The organism is Sphingomonas sp. TX0543 (genome assembly GCF_048565505.1).
Taxonomy (GTDB): Bacteria; Pseudomonadota; Alphaproteobacteria; order Sphingomonadales; family Sphingomonadaceae; genus Sphingomonas.
Genome location: NZ_JBLZUS010000005.1, coordinates 1 through 18690, shown reverse-complemented (window position 1 = coordinate 18690; position 18690 = coordinate 1). Strand labels below are relative to the sequence as shown.

General features: G+C 65.5%; 24 protein-coding genes and 1 pseudogene. 6 read left to right on the top strand and 19 right to left on the bottom strand.

Going from position 1 to position 18690, the window contains the following annotated elements; translation table 11 throughout:
* Positions 1 to 54 precede the first annotated feature (54 nt).
* The 3 genes from ACM61V_RS21540 (at position 55) to ACM61V_RS21530 (ending at position 1996) form a co-directional block, all read left to right on the top strand.
* Positions 55 to 951, top strand: a complete 897-nt coding sequence (locus ACM61V_RS21540) for a bestrophin family protein (RefSeq protein WP_062126538.1) — start codon at positions 55 to 57, stop codon at positions 949 to 951.
* A gap of 127 nt (positions 952 to 1078) precedes the next feature.
* On the top strand, positions 1079 to 1342 hold the full coding sequence (locus ACM61V_RS21535; protein WP_024310576.1) for a DksA/TraR family C4-type zinc finger protein: 264 nt from the start codon (positions 1079 to 1081) through the stop codon (positions 1340 to 1342).
* 381 nt (positions 1343 to 1723) lie between these two features.
* On the top strand, positions 1724 to 1996 hold the full coding sequence (locus ACM61V_RS21530) for a WGR domain-containing protein (protein WP_062126535.1): 273 nt from the start codon (positions 1724 to 1726) through the stop codon (positions 1994 to 1996).
* Here ACM61V_RS21530 and ACM61V_RS21525 read toward each other — a convergent pair.
* From ACM61V_RS21525 to ACM61V_RS21515, 3 genes are read right to left on the bottom strand one after another with little or no spacing between them, the layout of a single operon-like run.
* Positions 1991 to 2431 (bottom strand): hypothetical protein, encoded by a 441-nt coding sequence (locus ACM61V_RS21525; RefSeq protein ID WP_062126531.1) that lies wholly within the window; start codon positions 2429 to 2431, stop codon positions 1991 to 1993. The two genes, ACM61V_RS21530 and ACM61V_RS21525, sit on opposite strands and share 6 nt — an antisense overlap.
* Positions 2428 to 3204 carry an energy transducer TonB family protein gene (locus tag ACM61V_RS21520; RefSeq protein WP_063113157.1) on the bottom strand — a complete coding sequence of 259 codons (777 nt, stop codon included), beginning with the start codon at positions 3202 to 3204 and terminating at the stop codon, positions 2428 to 2430. Before ACM61V_RS21520 ends, ACM61V_RS21525 begins: the two co-directional genes overlap by 4 nt.
* On the bottom strand, positions 3182 to 3397 hold the full coding sequence (locus ACM61V_RS21515; RefSeq protein WP_062126525.1) for a hypothetical protein: 216 nt from the start codon (positions 3395 to 3397) through the stop codon (positions 3182 to 3184). Before ACM61V_RS21515 ends, ACM61V_RS21520 begins: the two co-directional genes overlap by 23 nt.
* 125 nt (positions 3398 to 3522) lie before the next feature.
* Between ACM61V_RS21515 and ACM61V_RS21510 the strand changes: the two are divergent.
* Positions 3523 to 3975: pseudogene (locus tag ACM61V_RS21510) on the top strand (transposase); the annotation flags it as partial.
* The gene (locus tag ACM61V_RS21505) at positions 3949 to 4446 is read left to right on the top strand and encodes a response regulator (RefSeq protein ID WP_307718164.1); all 498 of its coding nucleotides are present in this window, start codon (positions 3949 to 3951) and stop codon (positions 4444 to 4446) included. The pseudogene ACM61V_RS21510 and the gene ACM61V_RS21505, both read left to right, overlap by 27 nt.
* Here ACM61V_RS21505 and ACM61V_RS21500 read toward each other — a convergent pair.
* The 14 genes from ACM61V_RS21500 to ACM61V_RS21435 all read right to left on the bottom strand — a co-directional run bounded on the left by ACM61V_RS21500 (position 4431) and on the right by ACM61V_RS21435 (position 16366).
* Complete coding sequence (locus tag ACM61V_RS21500; RefSeq protein ID WP_010409157.1) at positions 4431 to 4835, bottom strand: hypothetical protein; 405 nt, start codon at positions 4833 to 4835, stop codon at positions 4431 to 4433. The genes ACM61V_RS21505 and ACM61V_RS21500 overlap by 16 nt on opposite strands.
* Positions 4836 to 4931: 96 nt before the next feature.
* A complete protein-coding gene (locus tag ACM61V_RS21495; RefSeq protein WP_010409155.1) occupies positions 4932 to 5423 on the bottom strand; it encodes a hypothetical protein in 492 nt (163 codons plus the stop codon).
* Positions 5420 to 5917: a hypothetical protein gene (locus ACM61V_RS21490; RefSeq protein ID WP_010409153.1), complete on the bottom strand. Its 498-nt coding sequence runs from the start codon at positions 5915 to 5917 to the stop codon at positions 5420 to 5422. Before ACM61V_RS21490 ends, ACM61V_RS21495 begins: the two co-directional genes overlap by 4 nt.
* Positions 5914 to 7068, bottom strand: coding sequence for a nuclease-related domain-containing protein (locus tag ACM61V_RS21485; RefSeq protein ID WP_010409151.1), 1155 nt, complete (start codon positions 7066 to 7068; stop codon positions 5914 to 5916). The genes ACM61V_RS21490 and ACM61V_RS21485 overlap by 4 nt, the downstream gene beginning before the upstream one ends.
* On the bottom strand, positions 7065 to 7922 hold the full coding sequence (locus tag ACM61V_RS21480; RefSeq protein WP_010409149.1) for a CsgG/HfaB family protein: 858 nt from the start codon (positions 7920 to 7922) through the stop codon (positions 7065 to 7067). Before ACM61V_RS21480 ends, ACM61V_RS21485 begins: the two co-directional genes overlap by 4 nt.
* Positions 7915 to 8244, bottom strand: coding sequence for a hypothetical protein (locus ACM61V_RS21475; RefSeq protein WP_010409148.1), 330 nt, complete (start codon positions 8242 to 8244; stop codon positions 7915 to 7917). The genes ACM61V_RS21480 and ACM61V_RS21475 overlap by 8 nt, the downstream gene beginning before the upstream one ends.
* Positions 8245 to 8270: 26 nt before the next feature.
* Positions 8271 to 8480, bottom strand: a complete 210-nt coding sequence (locus ACM61V_RS21470) for a hypothetical protein (protein ID WP_010409146.1) — start codon at positions 8478 to 8480, stop codon at positions 8271 to 8273.
* Between the two features lie 91 nt (positions 8481 to 8571).
* Complete coding sequence (locus ACM61V_RS21465; RefSeq protein WP_010409145.1) at positions 8572 to 9333, bottom strand: hypothetical protein; 762 nt, start codon at positions 9331 to 9333, stop codon at positions 8572 to 8574.
* Complete coding sequence (locus ACM61V_RS21460) at positions 9320 to 10051, bottom strand: hypothetical protein (RefSeq protein ID WP_010409143.1); 732 nt, start codon at positions 10049 to 10051, stop codon at positions 9320 to 9322. The genes ACM61V_RS21465 and ACM61V_RS21460 overlap by 14 nt, the downstream gene beginning before the upstream one ends.
* The gene (locus ACM61V_RS21455; protein ID WP_010409142.1) at positions 10041 to 10367 is read right to left on the bottom strand and encodes a hypothetical protein; all 327 of its coding nucleotides are present in this window, start codon (positions 10365 to 10367) and stop codon (positions 10041 to 10043) included. The genes ACM61V_RS21460 and ACM61V_RS21455 overlap by 11 nt, the downstream gene beginning before the upstream one ends.
* The gene (locus ACM61V_RS21450) at positions 10364 to 10600 is read right to left on the bottom strand and encodes a hypothetical protein (protein ID WP_033967468.1); all 237 of its coding nucleotides are present in this window, start codon (positions 10598 to 10600) and stop codon (positions 10364 to 10366) included. Before ACM61V_RS21450 ends, ACM61V_RS21455 begins: the two co-directional genes overlap by 4 nt.
* Before the next feature lie 2 nt (positions 10601 to 10602).
* Positions 10603 to 13677, bottom strand: a complete 3075-nt coding sequence (gene mobF / locus ACM61V_RS21445; protein ID WP_010409137.1) for a MobF family relaxase — start codon at positions 13675 to 13677, stop codon at positions 10603 to 10605.
* 3 nt (positions 13678 to 13680) lie between these two features.
* Positions 13681 to 16200, bottom strand: coding sequence for a type IV secretion system DNA-binding domain-containing protein (locus ACM61V_RS21440; RefSeq protein WP_033967470.1), 2520 nt, complete (start codon positions 16198 to 16200; stop codon positions 13681 to 13683).
* Positions 16193 to 16366, bottom strand: a complete 174-nt coding sequence (locus tag ACM61V_RS21435) for a hypothetical protein (protein ID WP_154651477.1) — start codon at positions 16364 to 16366, stop codon at positions 16193 to 16195. Before ACM61V_RS21435 ends, ACM61V_RS21440 begins: the two co-directional genes overlap by 8 nt.
* A gap of 639 nt (positions 16367 to 17005) precedes the next feature.
* Between ACM61V_RS21435 and ACM61V_RS21430 the strand changes: the two genes are divergently transcribed.
* Positions 17006 to 17224: a hypothetical protein gene (locus ACM61V_RS21430; protein WP_419714714.1), complete on the top strand. Its 219-nt coding sequence runs from the start codon at positions 17006 to 17008 to the stop codon at positions 17222 to 17224.
* A gap of 180 nt (positions 17225 to 17404) precedes the next feature.
* Here the strand turns inward: ACM61V_RS21430 and ACM61V_RS21425 are convergent, their stop codons facing one another.
* Both ACM61V_RS21425 and ACM61V_RS21420 read right to left on the bottom strand, forming a co-directional pair.
* Complete coding sequence (locus ACM61V_RS21425) at positions 17405 to 17959, bottom strand: hypothetical protein (RefSeq protein WP_010409130.1); 555 nt, start codon at positions 17957 to 17959, stop codon at positions 17405 to 17407.
* Between the two features lie 71 nt (positions 17960 to 18030).
* On the bottom strand, positions 18031 to 18690 hold a 660-nt coding region (locus ACM61V_RS21420; RefSeq protein ID WP_419714713.1), incomplete at its 5' end, for a hypothetical protein.

Sequence of the window (18690 nt, the reverse complement as noted above, 5' to 3'; positions counted from 1 at the left end):
CGACGAGCTGCCGAGGGAAATGCCGGCAAACAGGCGAAGGACATTCCACGGACCATGATCGTTCGATCGCAACCGAGCTTCCAAGATATCATTTTCACCGTGCATGGCTCGATCTTGCCGCGCATCGCGCGGAGGCTGGCGGCGATAGCGATCGTCAGTGTGATCGCCATCCTGGCCGCCCAAGCCCATCCCGGCATTTTCGCGCGTATCTCGACGATCCCTTTCACCCTGATCGGCATCGCGCTCTCGATCTTCATGAGCTTTCGCAACAATGCCTGCTATGCGCGATGGTGGGAGGGGCGGCAGCTATGGGGCGAGCTGATTATCTCGGCCCGTTCGTTCGCGCGCGAGACATCGCTTCTCCCTGACGAGGATCGGCGAGCGTTGCTCCACAGCATATGTGGCTTTGCCTGCGGCCTCACCGCACGCCTTCGCGGCGAGGACGAAATCGCCGCTATTGCGCCGTGGGTCGAAATCGGCCCGGCGACAAAGAGCCCGAACGTCACCAACCTCGTGCTCGATCGTATGGGGCGTAGGCTGCTCCACCTGAAGCAGACTGGCGTCATTACGCCGATTCACTATGCCGTCGTGGCAGAAGACATGCGATCCTTCGGCAAGGTTCAGGGCGCTTGCGAGCGGATATCCACGACGCCCGTGCCGTTCGCATATTCTCTGCTGCTTCATCGCACCGCAATTATCTTTTGCGTGATGCTTCCCTTCGCGCTCGCAGGATCACTCGACTGGTGGACGCTCCTGCCGGTGCTCCTTACCGCCTATACCTTTTTCGGCCTCGACGCGCTGGGACACGAGCTGGAAGACCCGTTCGGCGTCGAGCCCAACTGTCTGCCGCTTTATGCGATGAAGCGGACAATCGAGCGGGATATGTTGTCGCTGCTTGGCGAAGAAGATCTACCCGCTCCACTGGAACCCCATAAATCCGTCCTGAGCTAAATTTGCGCACTCCTTGATACTGGCAGGGAGTACCCTATATTCGGGTGCTGTGCTGGATAGTCGCGTGCTTGGCCCATGCGCCCCCGACTATCTGACCCCCAAGGTCAAAATCGAGGAGCTTGCGGCGATGGCAAATGGATGGGCACCCGATAGTGCGGTGCAGGACCAGATTGATGCAACGATCATGGACGCGGTTTTCGCCGCCCGATCGCGTCTGCCTTCCGGCGAGGGTAGCACCGACTGCGAGGTGTGCGGCGACGAAATCCCCGCGAAACGCCGCACGGCCATACCCGGCGTAAGAACCTGTGTCGCCTGTCAAAGCGAACGCGATAAGCGCCCCACCTTCACCGGCATCAATCGCCGGGGCAGCAAGGACAGCCAGTTGCGCTGATGACGAATGGAGGGCGGCCAAGGCCAAGAATCCGGTGTATTGTACGACGGAGCTGAAGGCCGCCCAATAGCGAGGCCGAACCTCAGTCGCAGCAGCCGCGCTTGAAATGCCGGATCAGGAACCAAACGGCGCCGGCCAGGATGGCGACGATGACGATGCCCTGAACCATGTGCCGCCCTCCGTTCGCGCAGCTTCATCGATCTTCTAGCAGGCTTCGCCATCTCGGTCATGGGCAAGCCGATCGGGCGGTGTTCAACGGCTGAACACGGTGTATCGAAATCTGCACCACGGGCGCGCTGATCGCTTTTGTGAATCACCGCCCCCGCACTGATTCAGGAATGTCGCCGGACTTCGCGGGCCTGATTTTGTAGGCTTTGCGCCATGAATGGCGCAGCTCTCCCGCTTTGTGATCCGATCGAGCTGGTGGCGCTTGACCCGGCCCGCAACGTCCGGCGCGGCTACAGCATCACCGCGAGCCTCGACCTGTTCGGCATGATCTTGGTGGAAACCCGCTGGGGCCGGATCGGCGCGCGCGGTCAGGCCCGTTCCCACGCCTTCGCCGATCGCGAGGCGGCCGAGCGCCATATCGCCGCGACCTTGCGCCGGCGCAACTCGGCCGAGAACCGGATCGGCGTCGCCTATCGGCCGCTATAGGGCGGACCCGGCCCCGCTCGCGTGATTTCCGCGCAGCCGCGCCCCATAGAGGGTATTCGGGCCGAGATGGATGCCGAGCGCATCGAGCAGGCCTGCGCAGCGGGCGACGGCCGCGATCAGCAGCGGATCGGCCGGGATGGCGCGGCCGTGGCTGGTGATACGCTGTTCCTGCGCGAGCCACGTCAGCAGCAGCATTTCGCCCTCGCCGACGAGGCGGGAACCGGGCGGCAGCACGGTGATGCCGTGGCGGGCCGCCACGCGGCGCAGCTCGGCGAAGAACAGCGCTTGCGACTTCGCGGCCTGGCGCGACGGCTCCGAGGCGCGGGCATCTTCATCGGCATGGAAATGCTGTTCGTCGCCGCGCAGCATGGCGAGGGCGCGGCGTTCGAGCGCGGGGCGGCGACGCAGCGCGATCGGGGAGAAGGGCGCGCTCAACGTAATAGGAACTCCACAGGCACTACCAGCTCGATTTCGTCGGGCCGTTCGGGCGGAATCTTGGGGAGCGGATCAGCGCGGCGCAGCGTGTCGAGCGCGGCCTGATCGAGCGCCGGGAAGCCGGAACTCCGCACCAGCGACGAGGATAGCACATGGCCGTCGCGGTTCATCCGGAACCGGATATAGGCGACGCCTTGCTGGCGGGCGCTCTTCGCCGCGCCGGGATAGCGCTGGTATTTCTGCAAGCGGGCGAGAACGCGGCCCTCCCACGTATCGGGCGCGTTGCTCGATACCTGCGGCGCGGGGGGCGCCGGCGCCGTCTTGGGCGCGGCGGTTTCCGGTTGCGGGGGCGTCGGATCGACGGGCTTCACCGCTGGCGCGGGTGGGGGCGGCGCGATCGTCGGGACCGGGATGATCGGACGCTCGACCGGCACGACCTTTTGCGGCGTGGGCTGGCGCTGGTGCTTCTCGACCGGCTTGGGCGCCTCTTTCGGTTTGGGCGGCGTCTCGGGCGGCGAGGCGAGCGGAAGCAGGCTCACCACCAGCGGCGCCGAGGGCGGCGGCGGGTTGAAATGATGCTCGAACGTCAGGAGCAGGCCGGCGAAGGCCACGGCAAAGACCAGGCATGTGCCGAGAAAGCCGAATATCTTGTGTTCGGGCGGCGGGGCATAGGGATGCCGCTCGACCGGGAGCGGCAGCACGATCGGCAGCGTTTCGGCATCGTCGCGCGCCTGGCGCGCGTCGTCGCCGTCAGGGCGCATGGTGGCGAGCATGTTGCGGCCTCCCTGTCGGTCGCAGGACGTGGCGCGCGATCACCAGCAGCGGGATCGCCAGCGCCGCCCACGACAGGCACCACCAGATGCCGCCTTCGCCGAACAGCGCCGAGAGCAAGCCGAACAGGGTCAGCGCCGCGAGGGCGATCGGCCACGACCATTGACGGCGAAAGGTGGAGCGATGCCGTTTCATCACTCGGCCGCCTCTAGCCCGGCTTATTCATCGGGTTCGGTCAGAAGGGTTGGCGGGAGTGGTTTAAGCGATTGCTTTGATGTAGGAAAATGGGTGTCTAGGCCATTCCTGCAGCGAGGCAATTTATGCCACGGACCACACCCGCCGGGAGCGATGATAGCGCGCCGGGATTTTCGTTTCCAGCGATCGGGCGCAAGAAGATCACAGCCGCGTTCGACGGAGGTCGGCTCACCTCGGATGGCGGTGTTCTGCTGCTGGCACAGGCCGAGCGCGCGATGGGGCTTTGCCGGCGGCTTGCGGCTTGCATTGCCGATCCGCGCGATCCTGCGCGGGTGATCCATCGCCTTGATGACATACTGCGTGCCCGCGTGTTCGCGATCGCGTGCGGCTACGAGGACGCCGATGATCTCGACGCTCTGCGTGACGATCCGGGCTTCCGCCTGGCGCTGGGCAAGCTGCCGGGATCGGGCGCGGGGCTGGCCAGCCAACCAACGATGAGCCGGTGGGAAAATGCGCCGACCACACGCGAGTTGGCCAGGATGATGTCCGCGATGATCGACATCTACTGCGCCAGTTACGATTGCAAGCGCCTACAGATACAGGCGGTTGTAGAGGTGATGAACACTTCGACCGTACCTTTCGCGCTCGCGGTCGATGACGTCCCGATCATCCTGATGGACATGACGCTGATCCTGGAGGACGCCGGCTTTCGCTGTCATGAGGCGATGGACGGCGATACCGCGATCGTGCTGCTGGAGGAGCAGGCCGACAACACCATCCTGCTGTTCTCCGATGTCGAGATGCCGGGATCGATCAACGGCTTTGCGCTGGCGCGTCATGTCGCACAGCACTGGCCCTGGATCGAGATCGTGATCGCCAGCGGCAATATCCGTCCCAATCCGGGTGACATGCCCGAGAAGGCGACGTTCATCCCGAAGCCCTTCTCGGCTGCGATCGTCCACGAGCACCTCCGCAGGACGCTGCCTGACGGCAAGAAGCCCGCGCCGCTGAAGAATGCGGTGACGACGCCGGTTCAGCCGGGAGCCTGAGCCACCCCTGCCGAGGCGAGCAACTGCGCGTCGGTCGCGTCGCGGTTGTCGATCCACCATTTGGCGTCCGCGATGCCGAGCAGCGCCGCGCCGGTTTCGACGCTATCGAGAGGTTGATCCTTGCGCAGCAAGGCGATCCGTTTCGCGCGAATGGTCGTTGCCCAGCTGACCTGTCGTTCCGAGCCGTTGAGCGGCGCCAGCGACAGATGGGCAACGGCTTGTTGCGAGGCCGCGGCGTCGCGCTCGTTCTCTTCCTGGCGCTGCTTGCGGTAGCACGCGCCGCAGACCGTCGTGCGCAGCCAGGTGGCCTTGCGCTCCTGCTGCGACGCGAACCCGGCAATGAAATGGGTTTGCTCATGGCCGCAGGTGTGGGTGATGCGATGGTCCATGACGTTCAGCCTGTCATATGGGCCGGATTTGTTCCAGCGGGATTGAGTCGAGCCGTTCGGTTCCGGCGACCGATGCTCGCGGCATGAAGATGGCGATCACGACCCGAGTGGGCTGCTCATCACCAGCACGGTCGCGCGCGCGATCGGCGCCGGCGCTACGCCGGCTCTGAAGGGGGCGACCGCCCCCCACCGCAGCGACTTGGCGACGGGGCGATAGCTGACCGGATGGATGCCATCCCGGCTCGGTTGCGCCCGCAGCGGGATGACGGTGTCGCCGAAACGTGCCGCGATCGACGTGACAATGGATGACGCGCGCAGGTCGTAGGGGGCAAGCCAGGCCACCTTGACGGCGGTGGTTCGCCGCCTGAGCGCAAGAAGGTTGGTTGGGAGCGCCGGACTGGCGGCATCGTTCGACCCGAGTGCGATGAGGGCGACGGTGGCGGCCGAAGCGCCCCTCACCCGCCGCTCGATCTCGGCCGAACCGGCACCCACGCGCGCATGAACCTCGCAGCGTATGCCCTGTGCTGCCAATGCCTGCGCCGTGCCGACCGCGGTGCTGTCGCCCAGGATCAGGCAGAAGGGAATCATGGCCGACCAGCCTGATGGGCAAGCGGTTTTCGTGGAGTGGTCATGTCGCCGTAGGCAAGTAGCCCGAAGATGGCGACAGCACAGCCGGCGATGCCGAACGCTGCGCGTGCCAGCCCGATCAGCCGCGCCTTGCGACCCTTGCGAAGGTGGTTCCACCCTCGATCGAGCGAGGTACGCCAGGACAGCCAGCCATCGCCGATATCGCTCGCGCCGAACATCGCGATGGGGATCGCGACGGCCAGCATGATATGCCGGATGTCGGCGCGGGCGATCACGATGGCGAGAAAGGTCGCGACCAGAATGAACAGCGCGATGGCGTTGATGACGCTGTAGAGCGGGCGCAGCCGAAAGATCCGACGCGAGGGCGCAGCGAGGTAGCGCACGATCGGACGGCGGCAGGTGTCGCAGACCAGCATGTGCTGCCCCAGCGGCCAGCGGCGCATCGCCTCATGGCAATACGGGCATTCGGGCCGGGGCAGGCTGATCATATTCATGCGACGTGGCCGACCCTGATCGCATCGGGAAGTGCAGCCCGGATCACGTCGGCGACGTCGGGCACGCAGATCCAGTTGGAGAATCTCGGGTTCCAGATCGCCTTGCCCTTGCACAACGCGGAAAGAACCTCCCTGCCGATCTCATCGTCGCGCGCGGCCCTGAATGCGATGCGGCCATCTGGCAGTGTCCGCTCGACGATCCCGGCGCATACCTCGATAGGTGCGCCCGCCTTGACGGGAACCGCCTTGGCAGGGGGCGATACCTCCAAAACGGTGCATTCAACCGCTACCGATGTGGAGGGACTTTGCGCCGGATGAACAGTGACAGGCTCTGCCTCGACGTACGGCGGCAATTCCGGCACAGACGCGGCCTGGACGATGGGCATGTTGATCGGCCCAGACGGGTCGCCGGTATGAGACGTATCGGCGGCGTCCGTGCTGTCAGGAACGATGCCGAGGCGGGTATAGATATCGCCCTCCTGGACATGGTCGGCGATGAGCTGGTCGGCGATCTCGACCATCTGCGCGGCGGTGACGCCGGTCGAAAACATTCGTCCCAGGGGCGATGACCCGCCGAACGGCACCCAGGCTTTGTAAAGGTTGTCGCATTTGTAGATCGGCTCGTCGCTGCCGATTTTGGAACGGTCGATCATCGCGGTGGGCGGAACGGACACGAATACGCCGACCTCCGCGAACGCCCTGTCATGCCCTTTTCGCTTCAGCCACGCCTGCAGCACCTTGCGTTGTCGTTTGGCCTGTTCGACCGGATTGGGGATGTTCTGCGGCTGACGTTGCGAGCGATACCAGACCATCCATTCGCCATGCTCGTTCTTCGAGATCCGGCCAGAGTAGTTCTTGGATTCGAAGATCGAGGCGGTGCGCGACGCCCGCGACAGCAGGATATGATCGAACTGCGCGAACCCGCCCTGCCCGTCCGGCAGGCGCAGATCGTGGATAAGCAGGTTGCGGTCGTTGTCAGGCCCGAATTGGTGATCGAGCATATAGGCGGTCTCGCGCTCGCCCCGCATCCCCTGGCGATGGTTCCGCACCGTCGATCGCACGCGCTCGGGGAGAGCCGCGAACTCGTCGGACGCCATCACTTCGTCGGCAAATGCGATCTCGGCCGCGCGGGTCGATTTCTTGCGGATCATCGTTTCGGCGTTCCCGGATTTGGCTGCGGCAGCGGTTGAACCGCCTGCGCCGGTAGCGGCGCGGAGGCGGGAGGCACCATTGCGGGCGGCTTGGCCGGCACCAGCCTCGCCTCGAGCCGTGGCCGTGCATCCTCGATCAGCTTGCGGAACGCATCGAGCGTCGCCAGCGTGGTGATCTTGCCGATGTCGGTCGAGGCGTAGCTTCCACCGAGCGCACCCACGCCAAGGCCGAGCAACAGCCCACCGCCCACGACGCCGATATCCTTCTTGCGCGCCGACCCGCTGGCGACCGCTTCCTGGATGCCGGTGTTCACGTCGACCAGCGTCATCAGCACCTGGCTTTCGAGTGTCTTCGACTTGAGCCCGACCGCCCCGCCGAACACACCGCCGACCCCGCCCCCGCTCTCACGCGACTTGGCGTCGGAATAGACCACCTTCACCTCGATCAGATAATCCGCCTTGGTGACAGGCCGGGTTGTGGCAGTCCCGCCATTGATCGCGCGTTCGCGTTCGAGCGCGCTGAACGCCTCGCCGCGATCGGCGACGCGGAAGCAATTGGATCGCGCGATCATCAGCTTGACCAGTGGCAGCGCGTCGACGCGCGCGGTCGAACCGCCGTTCTGCATCTCCGCCATGCGCATGAGCGCCTGCAGTTGCGGCGACAGGCCATCGGCCGGGTTGGCGGCCTTCTCCTCAACCAGCGCGGCAACGCCGAGCGGCACCTGGCATTGCGGCACGGCGGTCGTCTCGTCGACGCCGGTGCCGCCCTGCCCCAGCTTCTGGGCGTGGGCCATTGAAGGTGTGACGGCCGCGAGCGCGGCCGTCACGACGAGCATGCGGGTGCGATCAAGCACCGGCGCCCGCCTTCTTCGCATGCGCTGCGGGATCGCAGATCCCGGCACGCTCCTCGTCCGCCGCAACTTTCTTCGCGGCTTCGTCACAGTCCTTGCAGTCGGGACAGTCCGCGCAGTCCTTGCATTTGCCGTTGTGAAGCGCGTGCGCGCGATAGCGCGCCTTCTTCGCCTCGACCTCGCGCGCGGCATCGGTGCCGGCATGACTTCCGGCGAAGCTCGCCATCGCGAGCAGGACCGGCGCCGACGACTGCGCGCTGGCGGCCGACGGCAAGGCCACGGAGAGGGCGGCAAGCCCCAGCGCGGCGATCATCTTCAGTTTCATCGTGTGTACTCCTTCCCTGGCCGTTTTCAGAAGAAACCGTTGCGTCGGCCGTCGCGACGGTCATCGTGGCGGGCGCTGCTGTCGCCCAGCGCCGAGCGCCGGACCTCCAGCTCAACCCCGTCCCCCTTGCGGCGAATGCGGACATCCTGCGGGGCGATGTTGTTGCGCTTCGCCCAGCGGTCTGCGTCGGCATCCGAGCCGAACTCGCCCATTTCCTCGAAATCCCAGTTGCTCATGTCTCCTGTCCCGGTTGATCGCCGTGCCGGCGCGCGGGGGCCGGTCCTGGCGGTGCGATGCGAAATCCCCGCGCGTGGATGAAGGACAGTGTCACTGGATCGAGGCCGGTTTGGCGGCGATGCGCCGGACCACGAGATTGCTGTCGGCCCCCAGACGAAGATCGAGCGTGTGCCCGACCCGTCGCGTGAACAGCATCACGCCGGCAACCTCGTCGTGCAGCGTGCCCTTGCCGAAGAAGGTCCGAGAATCTGCCCATTCGCGGCCGTGGATGAAGCGGACGCGATATTGGCCGAGCGGGGCTGGCACGGTGACACGCTCGAAGGCGCGGACATAGACCGACAGCCGGTTCTTCGCCGTCGCCGGATCGAGCAGCTGGACGATGCTATTGTCTGCCGCACCCTGAATGGTCAGGTGGCTTCTGACGGTTCGCAGGTCGACGCTGGAGGAGACGGCGACCGTTCCCGATTCCGGAAAACCGGTGTTCGTCCCCACGATTGACGCGAACAGGCTGGAGGTTGCGCGCTTGATCTGGCCCTGCCCGGCCCAGGCCGCAAGGACCAGTGCGATGGCAACACCGACGCCCAGCGCCTGCCAGTAAGGGGCCGGCGTGAAGCGCGGGCGGGGCCGCCATCGACCGCGCTGATAATCGTGGCCCCTGTTCCTGGCTTCGAACCACGACCCTTTCGATCCGCCAGATATCCAGCTCGCGCTCCCCAGCGGCACCGATTTCCTGAACCCGAAGCGGTTCAGCTCGACCCGTGCCTTGCGATCGTTCCATTGCGTCGCACCGGGATCGAGCCCCTGCCGCTTGCGGTAGCGATCGCGCATATAGTCGCGATCATCGATGCCCATCGACCACCTCCATCGACTGCGAGGGGAGAGCCAGGGGAAACACGTCCATTCTGGACAGCATCGCGTGATCGCGCAGCGAGGCCTCGACGGCGACAACCTCGCTCGAAGTCAGTCCAGGTTCGCGTCGTACGAACAGGATGGTCGACGCCGATCCTGCCAGCCAGCGCGCGATGGAGATCCTGGGCATCAGCCGGTCGTGGTCGGCGAAAGCGTGGGTCGCTCGTCGCACGCCGGCCAGCACGGTCATTCCCCAACGCAGGGCGTGACCGTTTCCAGAATCGTGTCCCGCCGCCTCTGCGACGGCTTCCGGCGGGAGATCCCGTATCAGATCGCGGACGGCCGAAAGGGTCGCACCAGGTTCATCGCCGGCATGCTGGATCGCGCGGAGCAGCACATAGCGCGAAGCGCAGGTGTAGCCCGAGCAAACGTCAGGATCGTCGGGAAGGAACGCTTCGATCGCGGACGAGCGTGCATAGTCGCTCGGATGGTCTGCGAAGAAGTCCCAGTTGCCGCGCGCGGGGTCGATCAGCTGGTCGCGGACCTGGTCGGCGAGTTCGGCGATCGCGTCGCCATCGCCGAATACCGCGAGCCGGCCCCCGTCACCGGCGCGGACCGCTTCAAGCGCCGCTTCCGTCAGATCCGCGGTTTCGGCGATCGTGAGGGTCGCGTGCGTCGGCTCGGGTTGGCGCCGGAAGCGAAAAGGGAAACTACCGTCCACCGGGCGTACCTTGGGTTGCGGGCGGAACGAAAATTCCACCATCGGTGTGAAGCGACGCGCTGACGATTCCGCATCCGACCGCCCAGGCGAAGGTGAAAGCCGCCACCGCGGCCGCCAGGAGTCCCGCCTGACGCAACCGGCGCGTCAGCGGGACGATCATGCGTGGTGCGGTTGACCGTGGCTCCACGGGCTTCCTGCGGGCCTGATGGCCATACTCGGCCGTTCCCTCGATCGCGTCGCAGGGCGGCGTGTCGAGCCGCGAGGTCCGACCGATGCGGGGAGGCCCGTGCATATAGTCGCGGTCGGCGAGGCTCATCGTGCTGGCTCGGACCGGACCCGGAGGGCACGCAGCGCGCGGGTGAGCGGCAGGAGTAAGACGTAGGTCAGGCCGAAAATCGCGGCCATCGCAAGCGTTTCGCCGCCCCAGTCGAGCGCATCGTCGCGCCGCGCGAGCTGGCTGCATTGCGTGAGCGTATGAGTGTCGAGGTCGCAGGCGTGCCAGTGCTTGGTGGCGATCACCTGGTCCCAGGTCGGTGGTGATGTGGTCATGCTCATAGCTCCAGTCCGATGTCCTTTTCGGGGTAGGGAAGTTCAGGCCCTTTGGGCTCGACCGGGACGCTGAACCGGGAGAGGTCGAGCGAGGGATCGGTACGGATGTCGATCTTGCCGCCGGTCGAGGGGCGGGCTGTATCTGCGCTCGGCTCGCCTCCGACTTTCTCCGGTCCGCGATCGAGGTCGGGCGGCAGCGAAGGGTTGAACGTCTCGCCCGCGCCGGCTTTCGTGGCTGCGCCGGCAGCGCCGCGATCGGGGTCGATCGACAGCGCGCCGGTGGTCTCGAGCGCCGAGGTCTTGTTGCCCTCGTTGCGCTCGATCGCGGCGGTCAGCTTCTCGCGGTCGTCGGTGAACAGCTGGATGTCGTCGCGGACGCGCGTGACGGTGACGTTGAACAGCCGCTGGTTGGAGAGGTTCGATTCCCTGTGGCTCATCACCGCGATCGCGGTGTCGGTGGTGATGCCCTGCGCCGCGTGCATGTTGAGCGCGTAGGCGAGGCTGATCCGCTCCATCATCGGATCGCCCGCCTTCAGCTCGTGGAGGGTGCCGTCGCTCGCCTCCACCTTGATCCCCGACGGGTCGGCCGAGACGACGCGGGCGATATCGTTGTTGTTGAGGCCGCGGTCCTTGTCGTTCTGGGTCCAGCGGATCTTGTCGCCCTCATGCAGCTTGATCTGCTCGCGCTGGGCGAGCTGCATCGCGTCGGTCTTGTCGACCGGCGATATCTTCTGCGGATCGAAGGTCCGTACCCGGTTGCCGATCTGGACCTGAACGCGCCCCTTCGCGTCGACGCCGAGCACGTCATAGGTGCCGGGGCTGAGGCCGAGCTCGCGCATGGCATGGCGCAGGTCGATCACCTGGCCGGGCTTATAGGTATGCGCGTAGCGGAGTTCCTCGCGCGTGACGTTGACCTTGTCGAGGACCGGGGTGACGACGCCGTCCCCTTTCAACGTGCCCTCCGCGGCGAGGCCGTCCTGGATGCGCACGTTGAGCTCTGCGCGCGCGACGCGGCCCGACGAGAACATCGCGGTGGTCTCGCGCTGTTCGGGGGTTAGGCCCAGCCAGTGTTCGGCCGCGGCCTTCACATGCTCGGGGTTGGCGGTGACCTTGTCGCCGAGCATCGCCATCGCCTCGCGCACCTCGCCGCGGTTGGTCAGCGCGGCGACGGTGCGCAGCTGCTCGGTGCGCTGGCGCAGATTCTCGTCCATCCGCGCCAGCGTGATCCCGCCGGCCTGCGCGAGCGCGAACGCCTTGCCGGCGTCGACCGCGGTGATCTGCTGGCGATCGCCGATCATCAGGAAGCGATCGACGCCGAGCGCATTGGCGATGCCGACCAGGTGCTTCATCTGCTCCGAGCCGACCATCGAGGCTTCGTCGAGGATGAGCGTGGTGCCGGCGAGCGCGTCTCGCGCGCCGTCATAGCCCGCGCCCTTCCCAGCGAGCGCGTGGCGGGCATAGCTGTGGACGAACGAGGACACGGTGCGGCTCTCGATGCCGGCTTCGGCGCCGAGACGATCGGCGGTCGCCTTCATGAGCGCGAGACCGACCACCTTGCCGCCTTCCTGCTCGACATTGCGCGCGACGCTCGCCAGCATGGTCGACTTGCCGGCGCCCGAGACGCCCTGGACCGCGACGATGCGATCGGCGGAAGTGAGCGCCATCGTCGCGGCCGCCATCTGCCCTGCATTGAGTTCCTTGTCGCCCGATGCGGCGTTGATCCGCTCGATAACGGTGTCGGCGGAGACGATCACCCGCCCCTCCCCCTTGCCGCGCTCGATCTCTGCAAGGATGCCGCGCTCCGTCGCGAGCGCCTCGGGCGTCGTGACATGGGTGACGACGCTGTCGATCCGGTCATCCTTGCCCGGAATCAGCTTCTCGTTGCGGATGAGCTCGGAGACGCGCGCGTCGACATGCGCGGCGGTGACACCCTTCAGCCCGAGGTCGAGCGCGGTCCTGGTGATGTCCGGCACCGCGAACGCGGCTTCGCGTTGGGCATGGATGCGGATCGCGGAGGCGACGGCGTGCTGGGCGCGCAGATCCACCGGCGCGATGCGCAGCCGGTCGAGGCCGCTGGCGACGAGCGGATCGGCGGGTCGGAATAACTCGCCCAGGCTTTCGCGGAGATTGGCCAGGACGTCACCGAGGCGCTCCATCGGTCGTGGCTGGGCATCGAGGCCGCTGGCGCCAGCACGCTCGCGCGCGGCATCGACCAGTGCCTTGCCGTCGAATCCGAGCGCGGCCGCCCGGTCACGCCATTCCTGGCGCAGGGCATCGCGATCCTCGACGTTCAGCTTGGCGTCGCGGGTATTGTTGGTCACCTTGCGCAACGCCTCGGCGGAGGTGACACCGAGCTCGCCGGCTTTCGCCAGGATATCGGCGCGCCGCTGGCTGAAGGTGTCGATCACCTCCTTAGGCACGCCGGCGATCTCGAACTGGCCGTGCTTGCCGGTGACGCTTGTTTCGTAGCCGATCTTTGCCAGCTCGGCGCGAAACTGGGCGTGATAGGCCGCGCCGATCGTGGTGTTGTTCTTCCAGAGCTGCTGGTTGTGGAGCGCCTGCCATGCCCCGTTCGCCATCTTGGTCATGTTGGCGATAAGGACGTGGATGTGGCCCTGCGGATCGAGAGCGCGGCTCGTGTCGTGCTGGAACAGCGCATAGACGAGGTTGCCGGTTCGCACCGCATCCCCTGACCTGGACTGATCGTAGGTGCGGCCTTCGGCGAAGGTCTTCTCGACCCATCCCATCGTCGCCTTTACGGCGTTCATATGCGCGGTGAGGACACGGGTGTCGCAAGCGACATAGGCCATTACGCTGGCGGACTTCGGCATCGAGAAGGTCAGGTCGACACCGAGCCTGCGACCCTCGACCTGCCCGACCTTTTCGCCATCGGGCATCTCGCCGTTGAGGATCTTCTCGAAGTCTTCCTTGGTCACCTCGCCCTTGAGGCCAAGGTCGGCCGCGCCCACCCCGCCCCAGGCGGTCGCCTCGGACGAATGCTCGGCGGTGTAGTAATCGTCCTTGGCGAAATACTGCGCCGCGCCGGAGGCGGACTTGACGGAAGCGACCGACAGCATCGGCTACATCCCCATGTCCATGTCGTCATCGATCTCCGGCGAATGATCCGGGCCGTGATGACGATGGTGGTGATCGGGGTCGCGCTGCGTCGCAAACCCATCGCGCAATTCGCGGGTCGCCTGGTCCTCGTGGCGATCGGCATCACCGCGATCGGACCGGCTTTCCGGGGCATGGCGTGACGCCTCGCCGCGCGTCGGATCCACCCCGCTCTGCGGACCCGCACGGTTCTCGATCAGGGACATGCCCATGCCGCCGAGTTGGGCATCCAGACTGGATGAACCTCCCGTCACAGGCTTGGAAGGTTCGCCCCCGACCCTCGTTGCGGCATCCGACGCGCGGACGGCATCGACGCCGGTCGGGCTGCTGGCGACGCCCTTGCCGGTTATCTGATCGATCACCACCGGCAGCGACCCGGTGACCTCCATCGCCGCAGCCGCCTTTTCAGCCTCGCTACGCGGCTTCTCGGGCTGCGAGGCGGTCAGGTCCGGCTCTTGCCTTTCCTTCGCCTCCACGCCCCCCACAGGCCGTGTGGGGGTATGCTCGCGGCCACCCTCACCCCCCTCATCCGCGCCATTGTTCCGGGTGTTCTGACGACGCCGGTCTTCCGGCGAGACGTATTCGGTAGGCTTGAAGTTCTTGCGGGGCACCGCCCCCGGCGCGACCTCGGCATAGGAGCGGTATTTGAGTTCGATCCGCGCAGCGGGAAATCCATCGGGAAACTTCACGAAGCCGTGGAGCGACGGCAGGTTGTTGATGTCGTCGGGGATGACCAGCGGCTCGATCGCCGTGCGAGGCGTGAGGGTCGAGGCGTCGCGGGTGTTGTTGTAGCCGTAGCTGTAGGCCTCATCCATCTGGCGGACCTCGCGGCTGCCGATGAACTCGGAGCACTTTTCGGCTGTGGTTCGATCGGCGGTGGCGAGGATCAGCTTGGTGCGCGCAAGTCCGGTGAGCGCGGTCGCGTTCTGCAAGCCATAGGTCGCGACCAGCTTGTCGAACGAGTGGATCCCAAGGACGAACGCACCGCCGAAGTTGCGGGCCGACTGGAGGCCATGCTCGATACCAGGAAGCGCGTGAAGCGCATGGACTTCGTCAAACAGATACCAGGTCCGCAGGTCACGGGTCTTGGGCAGGCGCATGAGGTTGTTGACGGCCAGATCGATCCACAGCGTGAACAGACCGCGGGTCATCTCGAGGTCGTTGTACGAGCCGGTGATGAACATGATCGAGCCGTCGCGATTGTCGGTCGCGATCCAGTCGCGGATCGAGAAGGCGGGCGGGCCGCCCGGGACAGGGTCCGGCATGAAGCGTAGCGCCTGTCCGTTGACGTTCAGAACCGAGCGGATCGATTCCGCCATGCGGGCGGCTTTCTCGGTCGTCAGCGGGGCGGCGATGGTGTCATCGAGCTTGGCGTTGATCGACTTCAGATCGGCCTGCATCAGGTGGTGCGCGATCGCGGCGTTGTTCGCCTCACCCATCTCTTGAAGCTTCAGGCACATCTCGATGAAGAGCATCCGCGCGGCGTTCTGCCAGAACGGTTCCTTGTCGTCGGGATGCGAGGGAATGAGGGCCGATGCGGCCGAAACGAAGTCGGCATAGTTGCGGCATTCGTCGAACAGCGTCCACGGCGCGCAACGCTCGTCCATAGGGTTGAGAATGACGTCGGTTTCTGGGTTGTAGAACGTCTCCACGAACACGCCGGTCAGGTCAAAGATGACCGCGCGATGACCGCGCGCGCGAAGCTGCGAGACGTGGCTGCGCAGCTGGGTCGTCTTGCCGGTGCCGGTGGTGCCGATGAGCATGGTATGGCTCTGTTCGAGCCGCCACGGATAGGGGATGCCGGCGATCGTGTATGGAACGTGGATGCCCCGGTCGATCCGATCGAGGATCGGAGCCTTGGCGACGAGTTCGGGGACGTACGGCGGATCGTGTTCGGCGCACTCGGTGCGGAACTTGCGTCGGTTGTGGCCGCTGACAGTTTTGACGAGCACGTCACGCTCGACCAACAGGGCGCCGCGGTTGTGGCGTTCCTGGAGCATGTCGCTGCCGCGCTTGTTTGCCCACATGATGAACCACATGATGATCGGTGCTGCGATGAAGGCCGACATGACGAGTGTCGTCAGGAAGATCTTGACCGTCTTCGCCCAGGCATGAACGACATGGGGTTCGTAGGGGACGTAGCCGATCGGAACCTTGGTCACGATGCCGTTTGGCAAGGTCAGGTTGATGAGGTGGAATTTGTCCCCGCCGACCCACGTCCAGATGGCGGAATAGAGCTTCATCAGGTCGAGCTGGAATTCATGCTCGGCGAGGCCCAGCCAGACGAAGATATTGAACAGGACGATGAACGTCCCCAGCCATATCCAGATGGGCACCTGGAGGCCCGCCCAGGTCATCTTGTACTGACTGGCGAGAAGCTGCGAACCGCGGGTGAAATTGCCCGAGTTGCGGGTGATCCGCCCCCGCGCGGAATGGTGCTTTACGGTCGCCGCCTGACCGTTGAACCGGATGTCGCCGCTACGCATGGAACGTCGCCAGGCGCTCCTTCGCGGCTTCGCGAAGCTGGGGTACGACGTCGCCGTGATCGCGTGTGATAATCACGTCGATCGCCGCCTGCATGTACTCGAGAACGAGGACCGCACGGGTGATGTTGAAAGTATGCTCGGCCTCAGCGAAACGGATACCGAACATAAGCGCAGTGCGCGCGGCCTCAGACCGGGAGCACGACCGTTTCGCGGCTACACGATCAAGTGCCGCAATCTCTTCAGACGAAAGTCTGAAAGCTATCGTCGAGTTAGACATTCACCACCCACTTGAAAGTGGCTGGTGGGGTTTTCGGAGAGTGGAAAATACTACAGCCTGGTCCCGAGGTATAGAGTGAAAACGCATTCACCCTGCAAACAGGGATTTTCGCGCGTTCTCAAGCGCTTAGGGGAGAACCACCCAAGGCGTTTGCAGGGGCAAACATGTTTGCCCCTGCAAACGCCGGCAATTACAGACACCTAACCTGCGGCGTGCCGCGTACGGTGTGCAAATCCTTGGGGGACTGTCGCGGTGGTGGTGGCATCATGGCTGGATGTCCGATCATTGGACTGGGTTCCGGCAGAGTAAGCGCCGCAGGCAGGCGACCACCGGACTGGACCGAAGGGTATTGGGCGGAGCAATCTGCGCCTGACGACGGACCTGGCCGAAGGTCAGTGTCCGTCGCCCTTATGCTGGTCCGGTAAAGCCGGACCAGCGAGCGATTATGAGTGTCGCTATTGTGCCGGTGGAGCGGTGCTGGCATCGTGGGAAATGGAGGCCGATCCACGATCAGAAAAGGCAGGTCATATGGCACGGAGTATCGAGCAGGAACGGGCACAGCTTGAGGCGGACGAACAGCGGCTCAACGAACGCCGCAGACAACTGGCCGATCGTGAGCGTTCGGAGCTGCTGAAGGAGGTGGAACGGTCGGGGTTGATGAAGGCCGATCCTGCCGAGTTCAGCGCGATCATTGGAGCGATCAAGAAACTCGGGATCGCCGAGACCGTGAAGCGCCTGACCGCGTAAGCGGGTCAGCGCGAAAGCGGGCTCAAGCCCATCATGCAAATAGAAGGGGAGCTGCCGTTAGGCGCTCCCCTTTTCAATGCTTGGGCCGAGTTGGCGAAGCTTCGGTCCATTCAGGCATAAGAATGGGGAGCATCGAGGCGAAGCCCGATGCTCCCCGACGCGATGGCGACTGGAGGGAGGCTATCCCCAGACCATGCGTATCCCTTCACTGGTGTCGGCCTGAGCAGCGAGGGTGTCGAAGCGTTCGAGGTAACGACCATCGAGGCGACCAAGGTCGCGGCGAACATAGGGCTGGCCGAGTGTTTCGCGTAGTTGCCCGATGGGCATGCTGCCGCAATTATCGTCCGAAAGTCGCAGCGCGTCGAGGACGTGGAAGGCGTTGCCGTTCGCGAGATTGATCTCCGCTGCGCCGTCCGGGGTGCTGGCGACGCGCATCGTGATCGTGCGGGTCGCGTCATCGTGCCAGAAGCGCACGTTGAGGCCACGGAACTGGGCTTCCTCGACCACGGCGATGACACCCACATCGTGATCGAAGATCGCGCAGATCGACGCGAGCGACCAGGGGCAGACGCGAGCTTCGAACGAGCACGACACGAGCGGGTCATCATCCTCGTCTTCGAGCAGCTGGCCACGTTCGCGGGCGAAGGCGCGGAACGCGGCAAGCTGGCGGGCGGTGATGACGGCGGGCGCGGCGTCGGCTTTGCGATCGACGCTGAGGAAGAAGGTGATCGACATGGTCGTCTCCCATTGGAACCATCATCTCCGGTTCCCCTCCCCTTCCGATCCGTCAGGATCGGCATGGCCGTTCACGGGGTCATGGGTCGGTCCGCAGGACCGGGTGCCCGAGCGATGCGTAGCTGGTGCTCGCAATGCGCAGGCATTGCGGCACCGCGAGCGAGCCGGGCATTGGTCGGACTGCGCCGGTCGATGCGTAGCGAGCGCGACACGCGCAGGCGTGGCCGCGATGCGAGCGAGACGGGCGCGGTCGATAAGCGGGTGCGATCGGCACGAGCGAGGCGTAGCGAACCGGCGATCCGAAGGGATCGTCGTGAAGCGAGCGAGCCGTGCCGGTCAGCCCATACTCGATCGCATCCGCACGGCGCGATGCGCAGCGGCAGCGCAGGCGATGCGACGGCATCGCCGCGCCCGCCAGCGAGCCGCGCCCATGCCGCAGTCGAGACGCCGGCTGAGCCGCGACGGTCGATGCGTAGCGAGCGTGACACGCGCAGGCGTGGCCGCGATGCGAGCGAGACGGCGTGGCCGATCAATGGGTGCGATCGGCACGGCGCGATGCGCAGCGGCAGTGCAGGCGATGCGACGGCATCGCCGCGCCCGCCAGCGAGCCGTGCTGATGCCGCAAGCGTGACGCCGGTTGAACCGCGCCGGTCGATGCGTAGCGAGCGTGACACGCGCAGGCGTGGCCGCGATGCGAGCGAGACGGCGCGGTCGATAAGCCAACGCGATCG

What these genes read in the sequence shown, in the direction of transcription:
- ACM61V_RS21540 (WP_062126538.1), top strand. Translation starts at nt 55, where the DNA reads ATGATCGTTCGATCGCAACCGAGCTTCCAAGATATCATTTTCACCGTG.
- ACM61V_RS21535 (WP_024310576.1), top strand. Translation starts at nt 1,079, where the DNA reads ATGGCAAATGGATGGGCACCCGATAGTGCGGTGCAGGACCAGATTGAT.
- ACM61V_RS21530 (WP_062126535.1), top strand. Translation starts at nt 1,724, where the DNA reads ATGAATGGCGCAGCTCTCCCGCTTTGTGATCCGATCGAGCTGGTGGCG.
- ACM61V_RS21520 (WP_063113157.1), bottom strand. Translation starts at nt 3,204, where the DNA reads ATGCTCGCCACCATGCGCCCTGACGGCGACGACGCGCGCCAGGCGCGC.
- ACM61V_RS21515 (WP_062126525.1), bottom strand. Translation starts at nt 3,397, where the DNA reads ATGAAACGGCATCGCTCCACCTTTCGCCGTCAATGGTCGTGGCCGATC.
- ACM61V_RS21505 (WP_307718164.1), top strand. Translation starts at nt 3,949, where the DNA reads ATGATCGACATCTACTGCGCCAGTTACGATTGCAAGCGCCTACAGATA.
- ACM61V_RS21500 (WP_010409157.1), bottom strand. Translation starts at nt 4,835, where the DNA reads ATGGACCATCGCATCACCCACACCTGCGGCCATGAGCAAACCCATTTC.
- ACM61V_RS21495 (WP_010409155.1), bottom strand. Translation starts at nt 5,423, where the DNA reads ATGATTCCCTTCTGCCTGATCCTGGGCGACAGCACCGCGGTCGGCACG.
- ACM61V_RS21490 (WP_010409153.1), bottom strand. Translation starts at nt 5,917, where the DNA reads ATGAATATGATCAGCCTGCCCCGGCCCGAATGCCCGTATTGCCATGAG.
- ACM61V_RS21485 (WP_010409151.1), bottom strand. Translation starts at nt 7,068, where the DNA reads ATGATCCGCAAGAAATCGACCCGCGCGGCCGAGATCGCATTTGCCGAC.
- ACM61V_RS21475 (WP_010409148.1), bottom strand. Translation starts at nt 8,244, where the DNA reads ATGAAACTGAAGATGATCGCCGCGCTGGGGCTTGCCGCCCTCTCCGTG.
- ACM61V_RS21470 (WP_010409146.1), bottom strand. Translation starts at nt 8,480, where the DNA reads ATGAGCAACTGGGATTTCGAGGAAATGGGCGAGTTCGGCTCGGATGCC.
- ACM61V_RS21465 (WP_010409145.1), bottom strand. Translation starts at nt 9,333, where the DNA reads ATGGGCATCGATGATCGCGACTATATGCGCGATCGCTACCGCAAGCGG.
- ACM61V_RS21455 (WP_010409142.1), bottom strand. Translation starts at nt 10,367, where the DNA reads ATGAGCCTCGCCGACCGCGACTATATGCACGGGCCTCCCCGCATCGGT.
- ACM61V_RS21450 (WP_033967468.1), bottom strand. Translation starts at nt 10,600, where the DNA reads ATGACCACATCACCACCGACCTGGGACCAGGTGATCGCCACCAAGCAC.
- mobF (WP_010409137.1), bottom strand. Translation starts at nt 13,677, where the DNA reads ATGCTGTCGGTCGCTTCCGTCAAGTCCGCCTCCGGCGCGGCGCAGTAT.
- ACM61V_RS21440 (WP_033967470.1), bottom strand. Translation starts at nt 16,200, where the DNA reads ATGCGTAGCGGCGACATCCGGTTCAACGGTCAGGCGGCGACCGTAAAG.
- ACM61V_RS21435 (WP_154651477.1), bottom strand. Translation starts at nt 16,366, where the DNA reads ATGTTCGGTATCCGTTTCGCTGAGGCCGAGCATACTTTCAACATCACC.
- ACM61V_RS21430 (WP_419714714.1), top strand. Translation starts at nt 17,006, where the DNA reads ATGGCACGGAGTATCGAGCAGGAACGGGCACAGCTTGAGGCGGACGAA.
- ACM61V_RS21425 (WP_010409130.1), bottom strand. Translation starts at nt 17,959, where the DNA reads ATGTCGATCACCTTCTTCCTCAGCGTCGATCGCAAAGCCGACGCCGCG.